Annotated in this window: 23 protein-coding genes and 1 tRNA gene; 15 read left to right on the forward strand and 9 right to left on the reverse strand. The window is 62.4% G+C overall.

Annotation, left to right across the window (positions count from 1 at the left end):
* Entirely contained in the window at nt 1-981 is a 981-nt protein-coding gene (holA, locus tag MY494_RS08010) for a DNA polymerase III subunit delta (RefSeq protein WP_247909717.1), read from the reverse strand.
* Entirely contained in the window at nt 966-1,670 is a 705-nt protein-coding gene (locus MY494_RS08015) for a type II toxin-antitoxin system Phd/YefM family antitoxin (protein WP_247909719.1), read from the reverse strand. Before MY494_RS08015 ends, holA begins: the two co-directional genes overlap by 16 nt.
* Before the next feature lie 49 nt (nt 1,671-1,719).
* Between MY494_RS08015 and MY494_RS08020 the strand changes: the two genes are divergently transcribed.
* On the forward strand, nt 1,720-2,355 hold the full coding sequence (locus MY494_RS08020) for a precorrin-8X methylmutase (protein WP_247909721.1): 636 nt from the start codon (nt 1,720-1,722) through the stop codon (nt 2,353-2,355).
* Here MY494_RS08020 and mutS read toward each other — a convergent pair.
* Nucleotides 2,337-5,057 (reverse strand): DNA mismatch repair protein MutS, encoded by a 2,721-nt coding sequence (gene mutS, locus MY494_RS08025; protein WP_371820715.1) that lies wholly within the window; start codon nt 5,055-5,057, stop codon nt 2,337-2,339. The two genes, MY494_RS08020 and mutS, sit on opposite strands and share 19 nt — an antisense overlap.
* Nucleotides 5,058-5,182: 125 nt before the next feature.
* Between mutS and psbZ the strand changes: the two genes are divergently transcribed.
* Both psbZ and ribH read left to right on the forward strand, forming a co-directional pair.
* Nucleotides 5,183-5,371 (forward strand): photosystem II reaction center protein PsbZ, encoded by a 189-nt coding sequence (gene psbZ / locus MY494_RS08030; protein ID WP_010314175.1) that lies wholly within the window; start codon nt 5,183-5,185, stop codon nt 5,369-5,371.
* Between the two features lie 43 nt (nt 5,372-5,414).
* The gene (gene ribH / locus MY494_RS08035; RefSeq protein WP_247909724.1) at nt 5,415-5,897 is read left to right on the forward strand and encodes a 6,7-dimethyl-8-ribityllumazine synthase; all 483 of its coding nucleotides are present in this window, start codon (nt 5,415-5,417) and stop codon (nt 5,895-5,897) included.
* On the opposite strand, the gene MY494_RS08040 is transcribed toward ribH, so the two are convergent.
* Entirely contained in the window at nt 5,894-6,349 is a 456-nt protein-coding gene (locus tag MY494_RS08040) for a GNAT family N-acetyltransferase (protein WP_247911995.1), read from the reverse strand. The two genes, ribH and MY494_RS08040, sit on opposite strands and share 4 nt — an antisense overlap.
* Before the next feature lie 29 nt (nt 6,350-6,378).
* On the opposite strand from MY494_RS08040, the gene rfbA reads away from it, so the two are divergent.
* From rfbA to secA, 5 genes are read left to right on the forward strand one after another with little or no spacing between them, the layout of a single operon-like run.
* Nucleotides 6,379-7,269 (forward strand): glucose-1-phosphate thymidylyltransferase RfbA, encoded by an 891-nt coding sequence (gene rfbA / locus MY494_RS08045; RefSeq protein ID WP_247909725.1) that lies wholly within the window; start codon nt 6,379-6,381, stop codon nt 7,267-7,269.
* Complete coding sequence (gene rfbC / locus MY494_RS08050; protein ID WP_247909727.1) at nt 7,259-7,849, forward strand: dTDP-4-dehydrorhamnose 3,5-epimerase; 591 nt, start codon at nt 7,259-7,261, stop codon at nt 7,847-7,849. The genes rfbA and rfbC overlap by 11 nt, the downstream gene beginning before the upstream one ends.
* Nucleotides 7,846-8,730 carry a dTDP-4-dehydrorhamnose reductase gene (rfbD, locus tag MY494_RS08055; protein WP_247911996.1) on the forward strand — a complete coding sequence of 295 codons (885 nt, stop codon included), beginning with the start codon at nt 7,846-7,848 and terminating at the stop codon, nt 8,728-8,730. Before rfbC ends, rfbD begins: the two co-directional genes overlap by 4 nt.
* Nucleotides 8,730-9,836, forward strand: coding sequence for a dTDP-glucose 4,6-dehydratase (gene rfbB / locus MY494_RS08060; protein WP_247909728.1), 1,107 nt, complete (start codon nt 8,730-8,732; stop codon nt 9,834-9,836). The genes rfbD and rfbB overlap by 1 nt, the downstream gene beginning before the upstream one ends.
* A gap of 29 nt (nt 9,837-9,865) precedes the next feature.
* The gene (gene secA, locus MY494_RS08065) at nt 9,866-12,742 is read left to right on the forward strand and encodes a preprotein translocase subunit SecA (protein WP_247909730.1); all 2,877 of its coding nucleotides are present in this window, start codon (nt 9,866-9,868) and stop codon (nt 12,740-12,742) included.
* Here secA and cysE read toward each other — a convergent pair whose 3' ends face one another.
* Nucleotides 12,743-13,492 carry a serine O-acetyltransferase gene (gene cysE, locus MY494_RS08070; RefSeq protein ID WP_247909732.1) on the reverse strand — a complete coding sequence of 250 codons (750 nt, stop codon included), beginning with the start codon at nt 13,490-13,492 and terminating at the stop codon, nt 12,743-12,745.
* A gap of 84 nt (nt 13,493-13,576) precedes the next feature.
* Between cysE and MY494_RS08075 the strand changes: the two genes are divergently transcribed.
* A tRNA-Gly gene (locus tag MY494_RS08075) sits at nt 13,577-13,648 on the forward strand.
* Nucleotides 13,649-13,716: 68 nt separating this feature from the next.
* Here the strand turns inward: MY494_RS08075 and MY494_RS08080 are convergent.
* Nucleotides 13,717-14,706, reverse strand: a complete 990-nt coding sequence (locus MY494_RS08080; protein ID WP_247909733.1) for a GntR family transcriptional regulator — start codon at nt 14,704-14,706, stop codon at nt 13,717-13,719.
* Between the two features lie 79 nt (nt 14,707-14,785).
* On the opposite strand from MY494_RS08080, the gene MY494_RS08085 reads away from it, so the two are divergent.
* A complete protein-coding gene (locus tag MY494_RS08085; protein ID WP_247909734.1) occupies nt 14,786-15,562 on the forward strand; it encodes a dienelactone hydrolase family protein in 777 nt (258 codons plus the stop codon).
* Here MY494_RS08085 and infC read toward each other — a convergent pair.
* Entirely contained in the window at nt 15,559-16,200 is a 642-nt protein-coding gene (gene infC, locus MY494_RS08090; RefSeq protein ID WP_185186520.1) for a translation initiation factor IF-3, read from the reverse strand. The two genes, MY494_RS08085 and infC, sit on opposite strands and share 4 nt — an antisense overlap.
* A gap of 42 nt (nt 16,201-16,242) precedes the next feature.
* Nucleotides 16,243-17,184 (reverse strand): tRNA (adenosine(37)-N6)-dimethylallyltransferase MiaA, encoded by a 942-nt coding sequence (gene miaA, locus MY494_RS08095; RefSeq protein ID WP_371820575.1) that lies wholly within the window; start codon nt 17,182-17,184, stop codon nt 16,243-16,245.
* 157 nt (nt 17,185-17,341) lie between these two features.
* Here miaA and gyrB point away from each other — a divergent pair, with 157 nt between their 5' ends.
* The 4 genes from gyrB to MY494_RS08115 are packed head-to-tail and all read left to right on the forward strand — an operon-like array spanning nt 17,342 to nt 20,370.
* The gene (gyrB, locus tag MY494_RS08100) at nt 17,342-19,303 is read left to right on the forward strand and encodes a DNA topoisomerase (ATP-hydrolyzing) subunit B (RefSeq protein ID WP_247909737.1); all 1,962 of its coding nucleotides are present in this window, start codon (nt 17,342-17,344) and stop codon (nt 19,301-19,303) included.
* Nucleotides 19,303-19,614 carry an SH3 domain-containing protein gene (locus MY494_RS08105; protein ID WP_247909738.1) on the forward strand — a complete coding sequence of 104 codons (312 nt, stop codon included), beginning with the start codon at nt 19,303-19,305 and terminating at the stop codon, nt 19,612-19,614. The genes gyrB and MY494_RS08105 overlap by 1 nt, the downstream gene beginning before the upstream one ends.
* A 5-nt stretch (nt 19,615-19,619) precedes the next feature.
* Nucleotides 19,620-19,982: a fluoride efflux transporter CrcB gene (gene crcB, locus MY494_RS08110; protein WP_247909740.1), complete on the forward strand. Its 363-nt coding sequence runs from the start codon at nt 19,620-19,622 to the stop codon at nt 19,980-19,982.
* A complete protein-coding gene (locus tag MY494_RS08115; protein WP_247909743.1) occupies nt 19,975-20,370 on the forward strand; it encodes a CrcB family protein in 396 nt (131 codons plus the stop codon). Before crcB ends, MY494_RS08115 begins: the two co-directional genes overlap by 8 nt.
* On the opposite strand, the gene MY494_RS08120 is transcribed toward MY494_RS08115, so the two are convergent.
* Complete coding sequence (locus MY494_RS08120) at nt 20,367-20,834, reverse strand: glutathione peroxidase (RefSeq protein WP_247909744.1); 468 nt, start codon at nt 20,832-20,834, stop codon at nt 20,367-20,369. The genes MY494_RS08115 and MY494_RS08120 overlap by 4 nt on opposite strands.
* Before the next feature lie 72 nt (nt 20,835-20,906).
* Between MY494_RS08120 and mgtE the strand changes: the two genes are divergently transcribed.
* Entirely contained in the window at nt 20,907-22,292 is a 1,386-nt protein-coding gene (mgtE, locus tag MY494_RS08125; protein WP_247909745.1) for a magnesium transporter, read from the forward strand.
* The last annotated feature ends 34 nt before the right edge of the window (nt 22,293-22,326 follow it).

Here is a 22,326-nt window from a genome sequence, read left to right on the forward strand (position 1 = left end):
CTATGGCGCCAGCAGAAACCCGTCGCGGAAGGCATCAACGGGGTCGGCTCCCCGCTTGAGGCTGGCTTCCACCTGCAGGAGCTGACTGAGCAGGGCGAGGAAGCGTTCGGGTTTGCGGCCTCGGATCTGTTTGCGCATCACGTAGATCCGTTTGGGATTGCCAATCCCGGCGGCCTTGGCGATGGCATTCACATCGTTTTCCCCTTGCTGATCCAGCAGGCTCACCCAGAGCCAACCCCGGATCTGCCCGCAGAGGGTGGCCACAATCCGCAGGGCCGGTTCATTGGCGGCCAGCAGGACATCCACCAGGGCTACCGCTTCGGCGGGTGCTCCCGCCAGGAGAGCATCACCCACCTGCAGCGCATTGGTGGCCTGGCCGCCAATCAGGGCTTCCACCGCTTGAGCGGTGATGGTTTGGTCTGCCCCGACATAGAGGGAGAGTTTTTCCAGTTCGCTGGCCAGCCTGGCGCTGTCGCTGCCGATGGCATCGCTCAATGCTTGGGCGGCGTCGGGCTGAAGTTTGAGCCCCAGCTCTTGGGCTGTGCGTAGCACCAGGTCCACCTGCCCGGATCCATCCCAGATCGCCGGCAGTTGAAAGCTGCGCTCCTTGGCCTCGCCGCTTTTGACCAGTTTTTGCAGGGCCTTGGTGGTCTTGAGCCGCCCATCCGGTTTGGCGGCGTTCACCAGCACCAGATGGCACTGCTCCGCCACCAGGTTCAGAGTGGCCTCCAGTTGCTCCGCTAGATCAGCCGGGCACTGGTTGCAGAAGGGGCTGCGTTGCAACACGATCACGCGATCCCCCGCGCCAAAGGGGGCCGTTCGCGCTTCCTCCAAGGCTTGAGCGGCCTGGCTGGCATCGTTGCCGTCCAGACGGCTGAGGTTGATGCTCTGCCAGGAGGGATCGACCTGGCTTTTGACCAGTGCTTCGACGGCCCGGCTGCGCGCGGCTTCGTCGTCGCCCCAGATCAGATGGATCGGCATGGCAGCACGGGGTGCAGTGCAGTTTGTGCCAGATCTGCATCGGCTGTGACCAAGACAGCGACTTCGTTCTGAATGGCCGTTGCCAGTTCGATGGCTTGGTTGAGCTCCAGCTCTGGTTCCTGTTGCTGGAGACGGCTTGCTGCCAGGGCGAGATCCCCATTCAGCGGCACCTGCCGCCAGTGCATTGGATTGGCAAAGGCGGCGTTGTAGCGCAAGGCCAGGGCTTCATCCCCCTGGCTCAGGGCAGCGTCCATGACGTCCATCAGGCTGATGCTGCTGATGACCCCTTGCCAGCTGCCCTGGGCGATGCCTTGAAGGACGGGCTCCAGCACCCGGCTGGTTTGTGGGTCGTCGTGCAAAAAGGCCGCAAGGGCACTGCCGTCTAGGCCGATGCGGCTGCCGGGGCCTAATTGCCTGGCTTGGAAGCGGGCTTTTGCAGGGGCTCCCCCAGGCGCCCGCTGCTGTGCGCTGCGCTGCTGGGCACTTCCCTTGAGGCTCAGCAGGTTCTCCATCGCTTGTTGGCTGCTGGTGCCACCCGCCGCGTCCTGCAAAGGGACGATGGCCGCCAGATCATGGCGGTGGCGTTGGATCACCAGCCGCTCACCCTTGGAGGCGCGAACCAGTAGTTCGGGGAAGCGCTGACGGGCCTCTTGCACTCCAAACCGCTCCACCCCAATTGCTCCAGCCATCGCTCTGTGCAGTCTGTACAGAGTCTGTCAGCGGGGCATGCTTGTCCCCATGGGATTCGACCATCCGATCTTCAGCGAGAGCCTGCGCTTGATCGAAGCGGCCTTGCCTGAAGGGACGTTGCAGGGTTTGTCGGTTTCCGAACGGGATGTGCTGCTGCGTTTGATCCACAGCAGCGGTGATCTGAGCTTGGTTCAGGGGGTGTCATTCTCAGATCAGGCTTGCGAGCTGGGTCTGCGCGCCCTCAGTGCCCAGGCGCCGATCCTGACGGACACCGCGATGGCGGCGGCAGCGGTGGCTCCGATGGCCCGGCGGACCTTCGGGAATGTGGTTCGCAGCGTGCTGGATTGGGCTCCTGATCGTGCCCCCGAGGGGGGGACCCGAGCGGCGGTGGGCATGCAGCAAGCCTTGAGCGCCCATCCCGGAGCGCTGGTTTTGATCGGAAGTGCGCCAACGGCTCTGGAGCTGTTGCTCGAGCAGGTCCGTAGCGGAGAGGTTGCCCCTCCTGCGTTGGTGATCGGGATGCCCGTCGGCTTTGTCGGTGTTGCTGAGAGCAAGGCCCATCTCGCGGCCAGTGAGTTGCCTCAGATCCGTTTGGACGGGAGTCGCGGTGGTGCCGGCTTGGTGGGTGCTGCGGTGAATGCTCTGTTGCGCCGGGCTTGGTTGGATCAGGCGGCGTCAGTTTGAACGCTGACGTGGCTGTTGGCTTCGATCCGGCTCAGCACCTGACGGGCTCGCAACACCACCGGGGCTGGCACCCCGGCGAGGCGAGCGGCCTCGATGCCGTAGCTGCGGTTGGCGCCGCCGCTGACGACCCTGTGTAGGAAGCGCAGGTTTGAACCGGTTTCTTCCACCAGCACCTGGGCGTTTTCGACGTTGCCCTGTTGCTCGGCCAGCTCGTTGAGCTCGTGATAGTGGGTCGCAAAGATGCTGCGGGCGCCGATGTCGCCGGAGAGGTACTCCGCCACAGCCCAGGCGATCGACAGGCCATCGAAGGTGGCGGTTCCCCGCCCAATTTCATCGAGCAGCACCAGGGACTGGCTGCTGGCGTGGTGAAGGATGTTGGCGGTCTCGGCCATTTCGACCATGAAGGTGGATTGGCCTGCTGCCAGGTCATCGCCCGCCCCGACTCGGGTGAAGATGCGATCGGCGATCCCCAGTCGCGCCGAGTCAGCTGGGATCCAGCTGCCGATCTGAGCCATCAGCTGCAGCAGCCCGGTCTGGCGCAGGTAGCAGCTCTTCCCGCTGGCGTTGGGCCCCGTGAGAACCACCAGGTCACAGCCCTCGCCGAGGCCGACGTCATTGGGGGTAAACGCTTCCTCCACCAGCAGTTGCTCCACCACAGGGTGGCGTCCCCCTTGGATCTCCAGGCAGCGGCTTCCAGGGACGAGCTCCGGTTTGCAGTAGCCGCAGGTGGCTGCCACCTCAGCCAGTGAGGCCAGGGCATCCAGTTCAGCGACAAGGCGTGCGGCGAAGCGAATCGGCCCCGCTTGCTCGCCCACCTGCTGACGCAGCTGGCAGAACAGTTCGTATTCCCGTTGCGCTGCACGGGCTTTCAGCTGGAAGATTCGTCCTTCGCGGCTCTTGAGTTCTGGGGTAACGAAGCGCTCCTCGTTCGCCAAAGTCTGCCGGCGAATCCAGTGGTCCGGCACGTCCTTGGCTTTCGACTTACTGACGGAGAGGAAGTAACCAAAGGTGCGGTGGTACTGGAGTTTCAGGGTGCTGATCCCGCTGTTCAGTCGCTCCGCTTGCTCCTGCTCGGCCAACCAGGCGTCCTGGTCATCCAGTTGGTTGCGCAGACCATCGAGTTGTGGGTCCACCCCGTCGTGTATCACTCCTCCCTCGGTCAGGGTTAACGGTGGGGTCTCCAGCAACTGATGCCGCAGTTCAGCGGCGAGTGCATCGAGTTCGTCCCACGGCCTCGCCAGGGCCACCAGCGGTGTACTGGTGACCTCGCCCAGCAAGCCAGCCAGGGCCGGGAGTCGCTCCAGACCATCGGCCAGGGCCACCAGATCCCGGGCGGATGCGGTTCCAGCTCCGGCCCGTCCAGCGAGCCGCTCCAGATCTCCCATGGGCCTCAGCAGCCTGCGCACCCCCAGGCGCAAGCTGCGGGCTTGACTGCCGCTTACCAGTTCCCCAATCGCCTCCTGGCGGGAGCGGATCAGCTCGAGATCCACCAGGGGAGCCTCGATCCAGCGCCGCAGGCAACGGCCACCCATGGCCGTCATCGTCCGGTCCAGGGCCCAGAGCAGTGACCCCTGAAGTCCACCTGCCAATTGGGTCTTGGTGAGTTCGAGATTGCGCCGGGTCGCTGCGTCCAGCACCAGTTGATCGCCAGCGCTCCACGTGGTGGGCAACTCCAGAGGGATCTCGCAGCCCGGCTGGGTGTCGCTCAGGTAGCGGAGCAGCCCTCCGGCGGCCCGAAGGGCCAAGGGGTTTTCGCCAAGCCCCAAGCCATCAACGCTCGCCAGTCCAAAGCGCTCCAGGACGGTGGCTTTCGACTCATTGAGCGCAAAAGGGGTGCGGCTTAAGGGCGTTAGTTGCAGGGAGGTTGGACACCAAGCCGGACGTTCGCTCCCGCTTTCGGGGTTCGGCCAGAGCACTTCAGCGGCCTCGACCTGCAGCAGCTCCTGGTGCAATTGGTCACTGCCGTTTCGCTCGGTGACACGGAATTCGCCCGTGCTCACGTCGGCAATGGCGAGACCCCAACGCTCTTGCTCGCAGACCACCGCGCAGAGCCAGTTGTTGCGGCGGGCACTGAGCATCCCCTCCTCGAGCACCGTGCCTGGGGTCAATACCCGCGTGATCTCCCGTTTCAGTAGCGCTGGCTTTCCGCCGCTCTTGCTGCGCTCAGCGGCCTCTTCCACCTGGTCGCAGAGGGCGACGCTGAAGCCGCGTCCCACCAGGTCGGTGCAGTAGCGCTCGGCGGCGTGATGGGGAATGCCGGCCATCGGCACGCGTCCGATCGATTTGCCGCCCTCTTTTCCCGTCAGGGTCAACTCCAGCAGTCGGGAGAGGGCAATGGCGTCTTCGAAAAAGCACTCAAAGAAGTCACCGAGCCGGTAGAGCAGGACCCGCTCGGGATGCTCCGCCTTGAGTTCCACGTAGTGGCGCAGCATCGGCGTGAGCTGCTCGAGGTCCACCAGGCTGTGGTGGTGCCAGGGGGGCAGGTCTTCGCTGCTGCCTTCCTTCTCCTGACTGTCCTCGGGTTCCTGAGGGGTGTTTTGGCGAACACGGGGCCTGGATTGGGCATCCCGCGCGAGGGCTTCGTGATCCAGCTCTGAAGTGGCTTTCTCGAGCTGCGGCGATGCTTTGGCCGCTGGTGGCTCTGGCTCAAGTCCAAACAGCGAGCCCTGCAGTGCCAACTCGGTTTGGTCGGCCACAGGCAGGCTGTCTTCAACGCGGCCAGATCGTAGGCGCGCCACAACTTGTGAAGGAACCCCAGATCGCTTCGCTGGCTCCAGGAACCAGCGTGGGAGGATTTGCCAACTGACAGGACGCCACCCTCAGTTCCATGACGATCCTCAACACCCTCTCAGTCCTGGCCCTGGTGGTGATGTCCTTCGCTCTGATCGTGGCTGTCCCCGTGCTGTACGCGAGCGATGACACCAGTGGCCGCTCCAACCGCCTGATCCTGCTGGGCAGCATCGCTTGGGTCGCCCTGGTGCTGGTCAACTGGGGCATGAGCTTCTTTGTGGCCTGATCGGGCCTCTGCTTAGGCTGAGCGGATCGCGAGCTCAGCTGACGTGACCGTTTTTGAAGGGCAATTTTCCGGCGCGTCTGGATTGCGGGTCGCCATTGTCGTTGCGCGTTTCAACGATTTGGTGACGGCCAAGCTGCTGAGCGGCTGTCTGGATTGCCTGTCGCGCCACGGCATTGATAGTTCAGACAGCAGCGCCCAGTTGGACGTCGCTTGGGTCCCGGGCAGCTTTGAAATTCCCTTGGTGGCTCAGCGCCTGGCTCAATCCGGCCGCTACCAAGTGGTGATCACCCTGGGAGCGGTCATCCGCGGCGACACCCCCCACTTCGATGTGGTGGTTTCTGAGGTCAGCAAGGGTGTGGCCGCAGTTAGCCGTGACTCTGGCGTGCCTGTGATCTTTGGTGTTCTCACCACCGACACGATGCAGCAGGCCTTGGAGCGTGCTGGCATCAAGAGCAATCTGGGCTGGAGCTATGGCTTGCAGGCCATCGAGATGGGCAGCCTGATGGCTGCCCTGCCTAAGGCCTAGTTGTCTCGGCGCATCAGCCGCTGGCCCGCGACCTCCTCAAAGCCCAGCTGCTTGTAGAAGCCGGCGCTGTTGGTGGTCATCAGATAGACCCTCTCCACTCCTTTGAGTTGCGGGGAGTTCGCGAGGGCTTCCACGAGCTGCCGGCCCAGCCCTTTGCCCTGGAGGTCCTCGGGAATCACCACATCCCAGAGCACGGCCCGGTAAATCCCATCGCTGGTGGCGCGTCCAAAGCCCACCAGGCGCTTGCCTCGCCACAAACTGGCGACCGCAGCGCTGCCCTTGAGCATGCGCCGAAGCTCCTCAATCGAGCGGTTCTCGGCCCAGAAGGCGTGCTGATTGAACAGCCGCTGCAGTTTGAACAGGCCGCGGGTGGGTCTACAACCCGGCCCCATGCCGAGCCAGCGCAGTCCTGGAGCACCTGAGGCATGCAGGATCAGCCTGGTCCCTTCCATGCCAACATCCTCCCAGCGGGCGGACAACCTTGGCTCAGGAGCGCAAGGGCATCATCCTCGCCGGTGGTTCGGGAACGCGGCTTCATCCGATCACCCAGGCGGTGAGCAAACAGTTGCTGCCCGTCTACGACAAGCCGATGATTTATTACCCCCTCAGCACGTTGATGCTGGCGGGGATTCGTGAGGTGTTGGTGATCACCACCCCCCACGATCAAGCCGCGTTCCAGCGCTTGCTCGGCGATGGTTCGGCCTGGGGAATGCAGATCAGCTACGCCGTGCAGCCGAGCCCCGACGGCTTGGCCCAGGCGTTCTTGATTGGGGAGGCGTTTCTGGCAGGGGCTCCGGCGGCCCTTGTGCTTGGGGACAACCTCTTCCACGGCCACGACCTGCTCTTCCAGCTGCGCAGCACCAACGCTTCTCACCAGGGCGCCACGGTCTTCGCCTATCCGGTCCGGGACCCTGAGCGCTACGGGGTCGTTGAATTTGCCGCTGACGGCCAGGTTCTCAGCATTGAGGAAAAACCGAACAAGCCCAAGTCCCGCTACGCGGTGACAGGCCTCTACTTCTATGACGACTCCGTCGTGGAGCGGGCGAAGCGAGTGGTGCCCTCTGCGCGGGGTGAGTTGGAGATCACGGACCTCAATGGCCAGTATCTGCGGGACGGTCAGCTGCAGGTGGAGCTCATGGGCCGCGGCATGGCTTGGCTAGACACCGGTACCTGCGATTCGCTCCACGAGGCGGGCAGCTACATCCGGACCCTTGAGCATCGCCAGGGCCTGAAGGTGGGTTGCCCTGAGGAGGTGGCCTGGCGCATGGGCTGGATCAGTGCGGATCAGCTCGATGCTTTGGCTCAGCCTCTGCGCAAGAGCGGCTACGGCGACTATCTGCTGCAGCTCCTGGAGTATGGCGATGCAGGCTGAGCGACTCGCCACGGTGGCTGGGGTCCAGCTTTTAGGGCCGCTCCTGATCACCCCCCGGGTGTTTGGTGATGCCCGCGGCTTTTTCTACGAGAGCTGGAACCAACGCAACTTCAATGGCGTCCTTGAGGGGGATGGACAGTCCCCCGTTGCGTTTGTCCAAGACAACCATTCCCGCTCTAGCCAGGGGGTCCTGCGCGGCCTGCACTTTCAAAAAGAGCCCCATGCCCAGGGCAAGCTGGTGCGTTGCATCCAGGGCGAAATTTTCGATGTGGCGGTGGATTGCCGCCAGTCCTCGCCCACGTTCGGTCAGTGGGTCAGCGCCCGCTTGAGCAGTGAGAACCAGCAGCAGCTCTGGGTGCCTGCCGGCTTTGCCCATGGTTTTTTGATCCTGAGTCCCCAGGCGGAGGTTCTCTACAAGACCACTGAGTTCTGGGACCGAGACAGCGAGCGCTCGCTGCTCTGGAGCGATCCAGATCTAGCCATTGCTTGGCCACAAGCCACAGAGCCGCTTTTGGCTGAGAAAGATGCGGAAGCACCCTCATGGCAGACGCTGATCGCTGCAGGGGATGGTTTCCCGTGAAGGTCCTGTTGACCGGTGCAGCGGGTCAGCTGGGCCAAGCCTTAATTACGGCCTGCCCTGAGGGGGTCGAACTGCTCCCTTGCCGCCGCCAGGAGTTGGATCTTTCGGATCAGGACGCTTGCCGCCGCCTCGTTCAAGAGCATCAACCGGCCTGGGTGCTCAACGCTGGGGCCTACACGGCGGTGGACCGCGCTGAGTCCGAGGTGGAGCTCGCCCATGCCGTGAATGCACAGGCCCCAGCAGCCCTGGCCGAAGCCCAGGAGGATCACGGCGGCCAGCTGCTTCAGCTGAGCACCGACTTTGTTTTCAACGGTCAGCAGGGTTTCCCCTATCGCCCCGAGCAAGTCGCTAATCCCCTTGGGGTCTACGGCAGCACCAAGGCGGCAGGTGAAGCCGCTGTTCTTGGCTACGGCGGCACACGGGTCCTGCGCACCAGCTGGGTCTATGGCCCGGTAGGCAGCAACTTCTGCCTCACGATGCTCCGCCTGTTGGCGGAACGGGAGCAGTTGGGTGTGGTGGCCGATCAGGTGGGATGTCCGACGTCCACCCGGGGGCTCGCCCAAGCCTGTTGGCGGGCGCTTGCTCTCGAGGAGAGCGCTCCGCGGATCCTGCATTGGAGCGATGCCGGTGCGGCCAGTTGGTACGACTTCGCGGTGGCCATTGCTGAGCTCGGTCAGCAGCTGGGGGTGCTCAGTCGCGCCGCCCACGTGAATCCGATCGGGACCGTTGACTACCCCACGCCGGCCCAGCGTCCCGCCTATTCCCTGCTGGATTGCAGCGAGACGCGCCAGGTCTTAGGCCTGGAGCCGCAGCATTGGCGAGCGGCTTTGTCCCAGGTGCTACTGCGCATAGCCTCCAGTCCAGCCCGCGCCTCCGCTTGATGACGGTTCCGCTTCCCAGCTCGATCCAACGCGTGTTGGTGACCGGCGGGGCCGGGTTCATTGGCGGGGCTGTTGTTCGGCGCCTGTTGGCGGAGACCAACATCCAGGTCTTCAATCTCGACAAGTGCGGCTACGCCAGTGACCTCACCGGCATTGACCAATGCGGCGAGGCTGCCGCGCAGCGTCACCAGTTGCTGCAGGTGGACCTCAGCGACCCTGAGGCCACCGCCGCTGCTGTCAGGCAAGCCGATCCCGATCTGGTGATGCACTTGGCCGCCGAGAGCCATGTCGATCGGTCGATTGACGGTCCGGGCGTGTTTGTCAGCAGCAACGTGCTCGGCACCTTCAACCTGCTGCAGGCCGCCCGGGCCCACTACGAGTCATTGCCGGCGGAGCGGGCCCAGGGCTTTCGCTTCCACCACATCAGCACCGATGAGGTCTTCGGCTCCCTGGGCGAGCAGGGTCGTTTTTCAGAGACCACGCCCTATGACCCCCGTTCGCCCTATTCCGCCAGTAAGGCGGCCAGCGATCACCTGGTCAGTGCCTGGCACCACACCTATGGCTTGCCCGTGGTGCTGACCAATTGCTCCAACAATTTCGGTCCCTGGCAGTTCCCGGAGAAGCTGATCCCGGTCGTGATTCTCAAGGCGGTGGCCGGGGAGCCAATTCCCCTCTACGGCGATGGCGGCAATGTGCGCGATTGGTTGTACGTCGAGGACCACGTCGATGCGCTTTTGCTGGCGGCCACCCAGGGTGAGCCCGGGCGGAGCTACTGCGTGGGCGGCTACGGCGAGCGCACCAACAAGCAGGTGGTGGAGGCCATCTGCAGCCTGTTGGATCAACGCTTGCCCCAGGGAGCTCCCCACGCCCGCTTGATCACCCCCGTCACGGACCGTCCGGGCCATGACCGCCGCTACGCGATTGATCCCGGCCGCATTGAGCATGAACTGGGCTGGAGCCCGCGTCACCCCTTTGATGCCGGGTTGGCGGTCACGGTGGATTGGTACCTCGATCACCTCGGCTGGTGCCAAGCGATGCGGCAGCGCTCCGGTTGGACGGGTGAGCGCCAAGGGCTCTCAGCTGGGCAGGGCCGTCACTCTCAGTAGGCTGCCCGGAGCTCAAATCGGCTCTCTCCATGCTCAAGCTGCTGCTGGGTGACCCCAATGCCCGCAAGCTGAAGCGCTACCAGCCGATTGTTTCCGACATCAATCTGCTCGAGGAGGAGGTCGCCCCCCTCTCGGACGACGAGCTGCGCGGTCTCACGGCGGAATTCCGTCAGAAGCTCAGCAGCCTGCAGGACGACTGCCAGAAGCGGGGCTTCAGCCGCGAAGCGACCCTCGATCGCGAGCGAAAGCTTCTGGATGAGCTCTTGCCCCAGGCCTTCGCTGTGGTCCGCGAAGCCGGCAAACGCGTGCTCGGCATGCGCCACTTCGATGTGCAGCTGCTGGGCGGGATGATCCTGCACGACGGCCAGATCGCCGAGATGAAAACCGGCGAGGGCAAGACCCTCGTCTCCACCCTGCCCAGCTATCTCAACGCTTTAACGGGCCGCGGCGTTCACGTGGTCACCGTCAACGATTACCTGGCCCGCCGGGATGCCGAGTGGATGGGTCAAGTCCATCGCTTCCTGGGGCTGTCGGTGGGTTTGATCCAGCAGGACATGGATCCCTCCAGCCGCCGCTTGAACTACGGCTGCGATATCACCTATGCCACCAACTCAGAGCTGGGCTTCGATTACCTGCGCGACAACATGGCGAATGACATCGCCGAGGTGGTGCAGCGGGACTTCCACTACTGCGTGATCGACGAGGTGGACTCGATCCTGATCGATGAAGCCCGGACTCCGTTGATCATTTCGGGTCAGGTGGAGCGCCCGCAGGAGAAGTATCAGAAGGCTTCTGATGTTGCGGCCCAGTTGGTGCGGGCTGCGGAGATGGGCAAGGACGGCATCGACCCCGAAGGCGATTACGAAGTCGACGAGAAGCAGCGCAGCTGCACGTTGACCGATGAGGGTTACGCCAAGGCGGAGCAACTCCTCGGCGTCGCCGATCTGTTTGATCCCCAGGACCCCTGGGCGCACTACATCAACAACGCCCTGAAGGCCAAGGAGATGTTCGTCAAAGATGTGAACTACATCGTCCGCGGCGATGACGCCGTGATCGTTGATGAGTTCACCGGCCGCGTCATGCCAGGGCGCCGTTGGAGCGATGGTCAACACCAGGCGATTGAGGCCAAGGAAGGACTGCCAATTCAGCCCGAGACTCAAACCCTCGCTTCGATCACTTACCAGAACTTCTTCCTGCTCTATCCCCGCTTGGCGGGTATGACCGGTACCGCCAAAACCGAAGAGGTGGAGTTCGAGAAGACCTACAAGCTCGAGGTCACGATCGTTCCCACCAACCGCACCCGGGCGCGCCAGGACTGGACGGATCAGGTCTACAAGAACGAAAACGCCAAGTGGCGTGCGGTGGCACTGGAGACCGCCGAGGTGCACAAGCAGGGCCGGCCGGTTTTGGTGGGCACGACCAGCGTCGAGAAGTCCGAACTGCTCAGCACCTTGCTGGCCGAGCAGCAGATTCCCCACAACCTGCTGAACGCCAAGCCGGAGAACGTCGAGCGTGAGGCTGAAATCGTGGCCCAGGCCGGTCGCACCGGGGCCGTCACGATTGCCACGAACATGGCGGGCCGCGGCACCGACATCATCCTCGGCGGCAACGCCGACTACATGTCACGCCTGAAGCTGCGTGAGGTTCTTCTGCCACGTCTGGTGCGTCCGGAAGACGGCCACAAGCCTCCGGTTCCCCTGCAGCGCGCTCCCGAGGCTGCCCCTGGTTTTGGTGCTGCCTCGGCAGCTGAATCCGCCAAGGCCCCTTCGGAAGCGAAGGCCATTGGCACCCTCTATCCCTGCACCCTCACTGAGGGCACCGATCAGGCCCTCTCTGGCTTGGCCCACGATCTGGTCAAAGCCTGGGGGGATCGCCAGCTCAGCGTGCTGGAGCTCGAGGACCGTATTGCCCAGGCTGCCGAAAAGGCCCCAACGGATGACGCCCAAATCCTGCAGTTGCGCGAGCTGATTAAGCGGGTGCGCACCGAATTCGAGGTAGTGACCAAATCAGAGGATTCGGTGGTGCGCGAAGCCGGTGGTTTGCACGTCATCGGCACCGAACGGCATGAATCCCGCCGGGTCGATAACCAGCTGCGGGGCCGGGCTGGTCGTCAGGGAGACCCCGGCAGCACCCGTTTCTTCCTGTCTCTGGAAGACAACCTGCTGCGCATCTTTGGCGGTGATCGCGTCGCTGGCCTGATGAATGCTTTCCGCGTCGAGGAGGACATGCCGATCGAATCCGGCATGCTGACTCGTTCGCTTGAAGGGGCTCAGAAAAAGGTTGAGACCTACTACTACGACATTCGGAAGCAGGTTTTTGAATATGACGAGGTGATGAATAACCAGCGCAAAGCTGTGTATGCCGAGCGCCGTCGCGTCTTGGAAGGTCGTGAACTGAAGCAACAGGTGGTGGGCTATGGCGAGCGCACCATGCAGGACATCGTTGATGCCTATGTGAACCCCGATCTGCCGCCCGAGGAATGGGATCTGGGTCGCCTGGTGGCCAAGGTCAAGGAGTTCGTTTATCTCCTGGAAGATCTGAAGCCTGAGCAGCTCAGTGGCCTATCGGTTGATGAGCTCAAGGCTTTCTTGCAGGAACAGCTCCGCAACGCTTACGACATCAAAGAGGGCCAGGTTGAGCAGCAGCGCCCGGGCCTGATGCGTGAGGCTGAGCGCTTCTTCATCCTTCAGCAGATTGACACCCTCTGGCGTGAACATCTGCAGGCCATGGATGCCCTGCGCGAGTCGGTGGGTCTAAGGGCCATCGGCCAGAAGGACCCGCTGATTGAGTACAAAAACGAGGGCTATGACATGTTCCTCGAGATGATGACGGGCATGCGCCGCAACGTCATCTATTCGATGTTCATGTTCCAGCCCGCTCCCTCTGGCGCTGAGGCCTCGGCTTAATCAATTGGTGGTTCCTGGGTTGTCCCCCAGGAACTCCAGGATCTCGCGGTCCTTGAGGTTCTGTGCGGCGGCAGCCGCGCAGGGCTCCTCCAGCGGCTTGCCCGCGGCCAAGCTCCGCAGGCAGTCCTGCGCGCGGGTGAGCTCCGTTTCCAGAGCATCGATCCGTTCCATCAGGTTGCGGATCACCCCAGCCTCTGCGTCGGGAAGGGCTGAGTGCGCCAGGGGATTGACGCGAACCCCGCTTTGGTGGACCACCCGTCCTGGAACGCCCACCACGGTGCTGTCCGGTGCGACATCGCGTAGGACGACCGATCCAGCTCCGATACGTGTGTTGGCTCCCACCTCGATGGCGCCAAGGACCTTGGCTCCGGCGCCGACCACGACGTTCTCCGCGAGGGAAGGGTGGCGCTTCCCATGGGCCTTGCCGGTGCCTCCGAGGGTGACTCCTTGGTAGAGCAGGCAGTTGTTGCCCACCACGGCCGTCTCGCCGATCACGACACCCATGCCGTGGTCAATGAAGACCCCACGGCCGATCCGGGCTCCAGGGTGAATCTCGATGCCGGTCAGCCAGCGGCCCAGTTGGCTAAGTAGGCGTGCCGGAAGTGGAGCCACCCCCCAGAGTCGGTGACTGAGGCGGTGCAAGGTCAGGGCATGCAGCCCTGGATAGCAGAACAGCATCTCCAACGTGCCACGTGCCGCCGGATCCCGTTCCTTGATGATCGCCAGGTCGGCTCGTAGCGCGTTCAGCATCGTTCCATCTTGCTGAGCAAGAGTTTGACCGAGGGGCCCTCGGTCATGCATGATCTCTTGGCCGGCGGTTGAGCCGCGGCGATTGCGGATGTAGCTCAGTGGTAGAGCATCTCCTTGCCAAGGAGAGGGTCGAGAGTTCGAATCTCTTCATCCGCTTGTGAATCAGATCGTGGCTGCAGCGTCAGCCAAGAATTTGAGTGTTGATTTCTCCCTGAAGTCTGCGCTTAGCCAGTGAGTAGTCCGATTTCCTTGCGGAGCTGATCAATCGTCGCTGTCCCCAGATAGCTCTGGGCGCAGTGGACTTGGGGCATCCGCATCAGCTGCGATCGGTTTTGGCGCAGGCTTTGTTCCACCAACGGCAGGCTGGGGCGATCGCAGAGCACATGGCTGGACGCCCGCAGCAGGGCCAGTAGTCGGCTGCTGACATCCGGGGTGGCGGTCATCAACAGCAGTTCGTTGCCCCGCATGCTGTGCAGGATCACTTCTGCGGCCCGCAGGATGCCTGGGCTGATGCTGACGAGTCCCACGCAGCTGCCGGCTCGCAGATCCTTCAGTAGGTCGAGCTCGTGGCGGAAGTCGTTCAGGTCAACCGGCACGGCGCGCACACCATGGCGCTTGGCAATCTCCTCAACGGGTTGGAGGAAGTAACGGCTGGTGACCACGGTGCCGTTACTGGAGTTCTCCAGCACGGCCTCCAGTTCCTCCATGGGAACCACTTCGACGGGTGCATCCAGGTGGGGGGTGAGCTCCTCGGAGATCAACATGGAGGCGCCGATGTCCTCCCGCGGGGTGCTGACCAGCACCCGGGCGCCGCAGCGCAGCCGCCAGTCGATTTCACGGGTCAGGAGCTCGCGGGCCTGCTGCAGAGTGCAGCCGGCATTCAGTAGGCCATCCACGCTCTGCCGGACCTCGCGGTCGATGTCAGGCAGGTGCCGCCCGCGGGGTCCCGGTGGTGGCTTGATTTCCCGAGGGTTTTGTTGATCCCGCACGTAGATGCCAGAACCGGCCATGGCTTCCACCACGCCGTCGTTCTCCAGCTGGCGGTAGACCTTGCTGATCGTGTTGCGATGCAGCCCGGTCTGCATCGCCAGCTGGCGCGTACTGGGCAGTCGATGGCCGGGCGGGAAGTGCCGCGCGGCAATCGCAAAGCAAATCTGGTTGTACAGCTGGCTCGAGGCCGGGATATCGCTGTCCTGCTGAATGTGGAACCGCACGCCCGAGTGGCACAAGCTGTTCGGGCCACCTTACGGATCTTTGTTCCCGGTGACAATTGCGTTGTTGGCATAAAACGGTGTGCCGGTTCCCAACCCCTCCAATGCGATGACCATCCAGGCCAGCTGGGTTCAGCTCTCCGTTCCCTCTGCAGTGGGTGTGACAGCGACCACCATGCCGGCCTGGTGGGTGCTGCCAGAGCGGCCTCGGGGAGCTGTGCTGGTTCTGCCTGAAGTCTTTGGTGTGAACAGCTGGGTTCGCAGCGTGGCGGAGCGGCTGGCGCAAGAGGGCTACGCGGCCTTAGCCCTCAGCACCTTCTCGCGCACGGCTCCTGATTTGCAGGTCGGCTACGACGAGGCCGGGTTGGCCGCCGGCCGGGAACACCGGGATCAGGTGACGGCTTCGCAGCTCTTGGCAGATGTTCAAGCAGCCGTGGATTGGCTCCAGCAGGCCCATCCGTCCCTGCGGCTGGGGTGCGTTGGTTTCTGCTTTGGCGGCCACCTGGCGATGTTGGCGGCGACGAACCCAGTGATTGAGGCGACCTGTGACTTCTATGGAGCCCGAGTGTCCTGCTTCAAGCCGGGGTCACCTGACGCGGCGACCCTTTCGGTCCTTCCGCAGATCCCAGGGCGGATCTGGTGTTTCTGCGGCGATCAAGACCCCCTGATGCCCGCTGAGGAATTGCAAGCCATTGATCGAGCCCTGCACGCAGCCGATTCGAGCGGGGCGCGCCATCGCTTGGTTGTGGTGACTGGGGCCGGTCACGGATACATGTGTGAGGCCAGGACAGACTTCCACCCTGAGGCTGCGGCCTCGGGATGGAGTCTGATGCTGGAACTCTTTGCTGAGGCGCTTTAGCCCTCGGCCTTGGCAGCGGCTTGACGGGGCGTCTCGATCGTGCGCACCGCTTTGCTGGCTGCGGCCTCGGCCTCTTTCTCCTTGGCCAGCGGGGTTTTACGGGGACTCAGGAACATGATCATGTTCCGGCCTTCGCGCTTGGGATCCTGCTGAATTTCAGCTTTTTCCTCGAGGTCTTTCGCCATGCGGCGCAGGAGCTGTTCAGCCAAGGCGGTGTGCTGGATCTCGCGTCCGCGGAAGATCACAGTGCACTTGACCTTGTCGCCTGCTTTCAGGAAGCGAGAGGCCTGACCGAGCCGCACGTCGTAGTCGTGCTGGTCGATCTTGTAGCGCATCTTGACCTCTTTGACTTCGGTCTGGTGCGACTTTTTCTTGGCTTCCTTGGCCTTCTTTTCCTGCTCGAATTTGAACTTGCCGTAGTCCATGATCCGGCAGACCGGTGGGTCAGCCTTCTCACTCACGAGCACGAGGTCCAACTCGCGGTCCTTGGCGACGTCGAGAGCCTCTTCCCTTGAGATCACTCCCAGCTGACTGCCGTCGGCATCGACCACCCGGAGCTGGGGGTAATTGATGCGGTCGTTGATGTTGGGGAGCTCCCGAACAGGAGCACGGCGGTCAAAACGAGGACGGGGTGGCATTCAGACGGGCGAGAGGACGGAAAAACAGTTGCTGTTCACCGTTCACCCTAGGACGTGCTCGATCGCCGACAAGGCCCGCTCTAAGGGATTGCCCTCTTGGCCTGGTGCATCCAGCCAGAGGGGCTGATGTTGACGGCGAAACCAGGTCCGTTGCCGCTTGGCGAACTGCTGGGTGCGTTTGGTGGTCTGTTCGATGGCCTGTTGCTCGTTCAGCTCACCCCTCAGCAGGGCCGCCGCTTCTGCGTAGCCGATGGTGTCCAGCAAAGGACAGTCCACTCCGTAGCGCTGCTGCAGCCCTTGCGTTTCGGCCACTAAGCCATCGCTGTAAAGAGTCTGGCTGCGCTGGGCAATGCGTTGCTTGAGGTTGCTGGGGTTGAGCCCGAGTTCCAGGACGCGCCAGGGAGGGGGATTCGAGCCCTGTTGCTGGCTGAGGGGCCGGCCGGTTGCGTAGAGAACCTCAAGTGCGCGCTGGGTTCGCACGGCATCGTTGGCCATGATGCGCTCAGCCGCACTCGGATCCGCCTGGCGCAGGAGGGCGTAGCACTGGCCTTGGCCCAGCGCCTCCAGGTCCGCACGTAATCGAGGTTGTGGGGGCACCGCCGGTGGAGTCATCCCCTGGGTGATGGCCTTGATGTAGAGGCCGCTGCCGCCAACGAGGAAGGCCACCCCGCGCCGCCGGTGTTCCGCAGCAATGGCTTGATCGGCTTCCTGGCGGAATTCCTGCAAATTGATCGGCTGATCGGGGGGCCGAAGGTCCAACAACTCATGGCGAACGGCGGCCCGTTGCTCGGCTGTCGGTTTCGCCGTGCCGATGCTCATGTCCTTGTAGAGCTGCCTGGAATCGACAGACAAAACCGCGAGATCAAGGGCCTTGGCGATCTCAATGGCAAGGGCGGTTTTGCCGCTGGCTGTTGGCCCCATCAAGACCACAACGAGGGGCTGACTGGATGGACTCATCACCGCACTTTGCCGGGTTGTTGGCAAAAAGAGGGGTGCCCCCCTTGCTGAAATCGCCTCTGAGCGACCTCTGTAAGCGCCTCTATTGCATCGGTGGTAGATTGACCCTCAAAGGCTGGTTTCTGCTCGGCTTTTTGCCCTTGTCGAGCCTCCTGCGGGAGAGATGCAGCCCCTGCCGGATTCCATGAGCGAAGCCACGAAAGTTCAGGCTGCCTACGGCGCCGAGCAGATCCAGGTCTTGGAGGGCTTGGAGCCGGTCCGCAAGCGCCCGGGCATGTACATCGGCTCTACTGGGCCGAGGGGCTTGCACCACCTTGTCTATGAGGTGGTGGATAACTCCGTTGACGAAGCCCTGGCAGGGCATTGCAATGAGATCCGGGTTGCGATTGAAGAGGACGGGAGCTGCTCAGTCAGTGACAACGGTCGAGGCATTCCGACTGACGTCCACCCGAAAACGGGAAAGAGTGCACTCGAAACTGTCCTGACAGTTCTGCATGCCGGCGGCAAGTTTGGAGCCGGCGGCTACAAGGTCTCGGGTGGTCTGCACGGGGTTGGTGTCTCCGTGGTGAATGCCCTTTCTGAGTGGGTCGAGGTTGTCGTTTATCGCCAGGGCAAGGAACACCGCCAACGCTTTGAGAGGGGTGCACCGATTGGCACATTGGCGATTGAGGCTGCGGCGGATGCCAGCCGCACCGGAACGACGGTGCGTTTCAAGCCGGATCTGGAAATCTTCACCGTCGGGATTGATTTTGACTACAACACCCTGTCGGCCCGTTTAAGGGAGCTCGCTTACCTCAATGGCGGAGTCAAGATCGTCTTTCGCGATGAGCGTCCGGCGGCGCGCAGTGAAGAGGGCGAGGCTCGCGAAGAGACTTATCACTACGAAGGCGGAATCAAGGAATATGTCGCCTACATGAATGCAGAAAAGGATGCTCTGCATCCTGACATCATTTATGTTAATTCAGAAAAAGATGGTGTACAGATAGAGGCCGCACTGCAGTGGTGCGTTGATGCCTACTCAGATAGTATCCTCGGATTTGCTAACAACATCCGTACCGTTGACGGCGGTACTCACATTGAGGGTCTGAAGACCGTTCTGACCCGGACCCTTAATACCTTTGCCAAGAAGCGTGGCAAGCGCAAAGACTCAGACTCCAACCTCGCGGGTGAAAACATTCGCGAGGGTTTGACCGCTGTTCTTTCGGTCAAGGTTCCCGAGCCTGAATTTGAAGGACAGACCAAGACAAAGCTTGGTAATACCGAGGTTCGCGGCATCGTTGACTCGCTGGTTGGTGAGGCCCTGGGTGAATACCTCGAGTTCAATCCTTCTGTGATTGATCTGATTCTCGAGAAAGCGATTCAGGCCTTCAATGCCGCTGAGGCGGCTCGGCGGGCCCGTGAGCTGGTTCGCCGTAAGAGCGTTCTCGAAAGTTCGACCCTGCCGGGCAAGTTGGCTGATTGCTCTTCCCGTGATCCCGGCGAGTCTGAGATCTACATCGTTGAGGGTGATTCCGCAGGCGGTTCGGCCAAGCAAGGGCGAGATCGCCGCTTTCAAGCCATTCTTCCGTTGCGGGGCAAGATCCTCAACATCGAAAAGACGGATGACTCCAAGATCTACAAGAACACTGAGATTCAGGCCCTAATCACTGCCTTGGGTTTGGGTATCAAAGGGGAAGAATTCGACGAAAAAAATCTCCGTTACCACCGCATCGTCATCATGACTGATGCTGATGTGGATGGTGCCCACATTCGAACGCTGCTTCTCACCTTCTTCTATCGCTATCAAAAGTCTCTTGTTGAAGGTGGTTACATCTACATCGCGTGTCCTCCGCTTTATAAGGTTGAGCGCGGTAAAAACCACACGTATTGCTATAACGAAGGCGATCTGAAGAGCACGATCGAAGGATTTGGTGAAAAGGCGAATTACACCATCCAGCGATTCAAGGGATTGGGTGAAATGATGCCTACCCAGCTGTGGGAGACCACCATGGATCCCACGACACGCATGATGAAGCGCGTCGAGATTGCAGATGCGGCCGAAGCCGATCGCATCTTCACGATCCTGATGGGTGACAAGGTGGCTCCTCGCCGTGAGTTCATCGAAACCCACAGCGCCGAGTTGGATCTGGCCCAGCTCGACATCTGATGGCGGCCCAGCCGTACGCCAGCCTGCGTTGGGGCGCCATTTTGGCTTTTGCCTTGTTTGCACCGGTCGCTCTCCCGGCTGGAGGAGGCGATCGCCGGCAAGCCGAGATTCGTCGCCGCTGCCCCAGTGAGCCTTTGCTCAGCAGCGCCAAGGGCTGCCTCCAAGTAGCCCCGGAGCGTGAAGCACCCGTGCTCGCCCAGATTCCGGCGGATTCTCCGATCCAGGTTCTACGGACTTGGCGCAATCTGCGTGGTGAACGCTGGATCCAGGTGAAGGTGGCTTCCCGCCGCGGCTGGATGGCTGCCGCTTAACGCGGATGCGCGACGCTCTTTTGGTTGCGATCGGAGCTGTGCCTGGTGCCTGGCTTCGCTTTCGCGTGGTGAATCACCTCAAGCCGATGTTGCCCCGAAAGCACTGGGCGACCTTCGCGGTCAACATCATTGCCTGTTTTGCCCTGGGTTTGGTCGCCGTGCTGGCGCGTCAGTGTGGGTCTGATCAACGTCTTGGTCTACTGCTGGGCACAGGCTTTTTGGGCAGCCTCAGCACGTTCTCGACCTTCAGTGTCGAAGTGCTGCAGGCTCTCCGCGCCGGTCTCTTCCGAGAGGTGACGTTGTTGGCCCTTGGCTCTGTGGTGGCTGGGGTCCTGGCGGTGTTAGCGGGGATGGCGAGCGTTGGCTGATCGGCAATTGCGCTTTGCCCTGAAGGAGTTGGTCTTTGTGGCCTGCGGCGCGGTGCCTGGCGCTTGGTTGCGTTGGCAGAGCGGTGTTCACTTGGGCCCGGTGCTGGGTGGAAGTGCCGTCTCAGACCTACTGGTGAACCTGATTGGTTCGCTGCTCTTGGGGTTTTTAGCTGGGCCGATTCCACGGCGTCCGAGCCTGCTGTTGCTCTTGGGGATTGGTTTCTGCGGCTGCCTGACCACTTTCAGCAGCTGGATGTTGGATGTGGTCAAGCTGCTCAACGCTGGTCAACCCCTGCTCGGGCTGCTGTTGATCGTTGTCAGCTTGTTGTTGGGAGTGGCAAGCGCGGCGGCTGGTTTTCAGATCAGCCGCCGCGTCTTTGACGCCTAGGCGAGGGCTGCTTCGATGGCTCCCTTGAGCTCAGCGGAGTCGGGCTCCACGTTGCTCTTGAAGCGTTTGAGCACGGTGCCGTCCTTGCCGATCAGGAACTTCTCGAAGTTCCAGGCCACAGCACCGGCAGGTTCTGCCTGGGTCAAGGTGCTGAAGGGGGCATCGCCGATGGCCACCTTGGCGTAGACGGGGAAGGTCACGCCGTAGCTGGTCGAGCAGAACTGCTTGATCTCCTCGAGGCTTCCAGGCTCCTGGGCGCCGAAGTCATTGCATGGGAAGGCGATCACGCTGAAACCCTGGCTGCCGTAGGCCTCTTGCAGGGCCTGCAGGCCGGCGTACTGGCGGGTGAAACCGCAACGGCTGGCCACGTTGACGGCCAGGACGACCTGACCGTTGAGGTCGCCGAGACGCTGCTGCTCGCCACTGCCGTTGGTCACCACAACATCGTTGACGCTGATGGCCATGGAATTGGTATTGAGGAGTCGGGACCCTAGCGGCCCTTCCCCATAAACTCGGCGTGTCGCAGCTGGGGGGCCATGAGCGAGGCGTCTGCGGCGACGACGAATCCTGAGGTTTTTGTTCAGGAGCTGCGCGGGCTGCTGGAGGCTGGCAACTACGACGCGGTGAAGCTGCTGCTGCAGCCCGTTCAAGAGGTGGACATAGCGGAAGCGATCGGCGGCCTGCCGCGCACGCTTCAGGCCTTGGCTTTTCGATTGCTTCCCAAAGACGAAGCGATCGCCGTCTACGAGTACCTCGAACCCACGGTGCAGCAGACCTTGCTGGAGCGGTTGCGCTCCAGCGAAGTGCTCGAGCTGGTTGAAGAGATGTCCCCCGATGACCGGGTGGATCTTTTTGATGAGCTGCCCGCGAAGGTTGTGCGTCGTCTTCTGGCGGAACTCAGCCCTGCGGAACGCCGGGTTACGGCCCAGTTGCTCGGTTACGAGCCAGAGACGGCTGGCCGGTTGATGACAACCGAGTTCATCGATCTCAAGGAGTTCCACAGCGTGGCCCAGGCGCTGACGATCGTTCGGCGCCGCGCCCGGGACACCGAGACGATCTATGCGCTCTACGTGACGGATGCCTCACGCCACCTCACAGGGATCCTCTCGTTGAGAGATCTGGTGGTCGCTGATCCGGAGCAGCGGGTGGGGGACGTGATGACCAGGGAGGTGGTCAGCGTCGGCACGGACACCGACCAGGAAGAGGTGGCAAGGGTGATTCAGCGCTACGACTTCTTGGCGGTCCCCGTTGTCGATCGTGAGGAGCGTCTGGTGGGGATCGTCACCGTCGATGACGTGATCGACGTGATCCAGCAGGAGGCCACCCGTGACCTTTACGCCGCCGGTGCGGTGCAGGCCGGTGACGAGGACGACTACTTCCAGAGCAACCTCTTCAGCGTGGCCAGGCGCAGGGTGTTGTGGTTGTTGGTCCTGTTGATCGCCAATAGCGGCACCGCGGCGGTCATTGCCTCAATGGACGAGGTGCTGAAGCAGGTGGTTGTTTTGGCGGCCTTCATTCCTTTGTTGATTGGCACCGGTGGCAACGTCGGTGCCCAGAGTTCAACGGTGGTGATTCGCGGTTTGAGCACCCAGCGCATCCAGAGCCTGGGGCCAGCCCTGGCCATTGGCCGTGAGGCGATCGCAGGGGCCCTTCTGGGACTGTTGATGGTGCTGGTGGTCGTGCCCTGGACGGCCTATGTGAGCGGTGGCAACTGGCTGGTGGCTTCGGCGGCTGGGATCAGCCTCGTGGCGATCACCACCTTGGCGGCTACGGCTGGAGCGGCCCTACCGCTGTTGTTCAACAGCCTCGGCTTGGATCCCGCTCTCATGTCGGCCCCCTTTATTGCCACTGCAACCGATGTGGCGGGGGTGTTCATCTACCTGCAGACCGCGAGCTGGTTGCTGACTCGGGCCTCGGGCTAAGGGATTTGGCTTCCTGAGAGTCGCTTTACACTTC

Source organism: Synechococcus sp. A10-1-5-1 (assembly GCF_023115425.1).
In the GTDB taxonomy this organism is placed as follows: Bacteria; Cyanobacteriota; Cyanobacteriia; order PCC-6307; family Cyanobiaceae; genus Vulcanococcus.

Excerpts from the sequence above, each read along its gene's own strand:
- psbZ (WP_010314175.1), top strand. The coding sequence starts at position 5,183 with ATGACGATCCTCAACACCCTCTCAGTCCTGGCCCTGGTGGTGATGTCC.
- MY494_RS08040 (WP_247911995.1), bottom strand. The coding sequence starts at position 6,349 with ATGGAAGGGACCAGGCTGATCCTGCATGCCTCAGGTGCTCCAGGACTG.
- holA (WP_247909717.1), bottom strand. The coding sequence starts at position 981 with ATGCCGATCCATCTGATCTGGGGCGACGACGAAGCCGCGCGCAGCCGG.
- secA (WP_247909730.1), top strand. The coding sequence starts at position 9,866 with ATGCTCAAGCTGCTGCTGGGTGACCCCAATGCCCGCAAGCTGAAGCGC.
- infC (WP_185186520.1), bottom strand. The coding sequence starts at position 16,200 with ATGCCACCCCGTCCTCGTTTTGACCGCCGTGCTCCTGTTCGGGAGCTC.
- MY494_RS08020 (WP_247909721.1), top strand. The coding sequence starts at position 1,720 with ATGGGATTCGACCATCCGATCTTCAGCGAGAGCCTGCGCTTGATCGAA.
- MY494_RS08105 (WP_247909738.1), top strand. The coding sequence starts at position 19,303 with ATGGCGGCCCAGCCGTACGCCAGCCTGCGTTGGGGCGCCATTTTGGCT.
- crcB (WP_247909740.1), top strand. The coding sequence starts at position 19,620 with ATGCGCGACGCTCTTTTGGTTGCGATCGGAGCTGTGCCTGGTGCCTGG.
- rfbC (WP_247909727.1), top strand. The coding sequence starts at position 7,259 with ATGCAGGCTGAGCGACTCGCCACGGTGGCTGGGGTCCAGCTTTTAGGG.
- mgtE (WP_247909745.1), top strand. The coding sequence starts at position 20,907 with ATGAGCGAGGCGTCTGCGGCGACGACGAATCCTGAGGTTTTTGTTCAG.
- cysE (WP_247909732.1), bottom strand. The coding sequence starts at position 13,492 with ATGCTGAACGCGCTACGAGCCGACCTGGCGATCATCAAGGAACGGGAT.
- gyrB (WP_247909737.1), top strand. The coding sequence starts at position 17,342 with ATGAGCGAAGCCACGAAAGTTCAGGCTGCCTACGGCGCCGAGCAGATC.
- MY494_RS08120 (WP_247909744.1), bottom strand. The coding sequence starts at position 20,834 with ATGGCCATCAGCGTCAACGATGTTGTGGTGACCAACGGCAGTGGCGAG.
- rfbB (WP_247909728.1), top strand. The coding sequence starts at position 8,730 with ATGACGGTTCCGCTTCCCAGCTCGATCCAACGCGTGTTGGTGACCGGC.
- MY494_RS08015 (WP_247909719.1), bottom strand. The coding sequence starts at position 1,670 with ATGGCTGGAGCAATTGGGGTGGAGCGGTTTGGAGTGCAAGAGGCCCGT.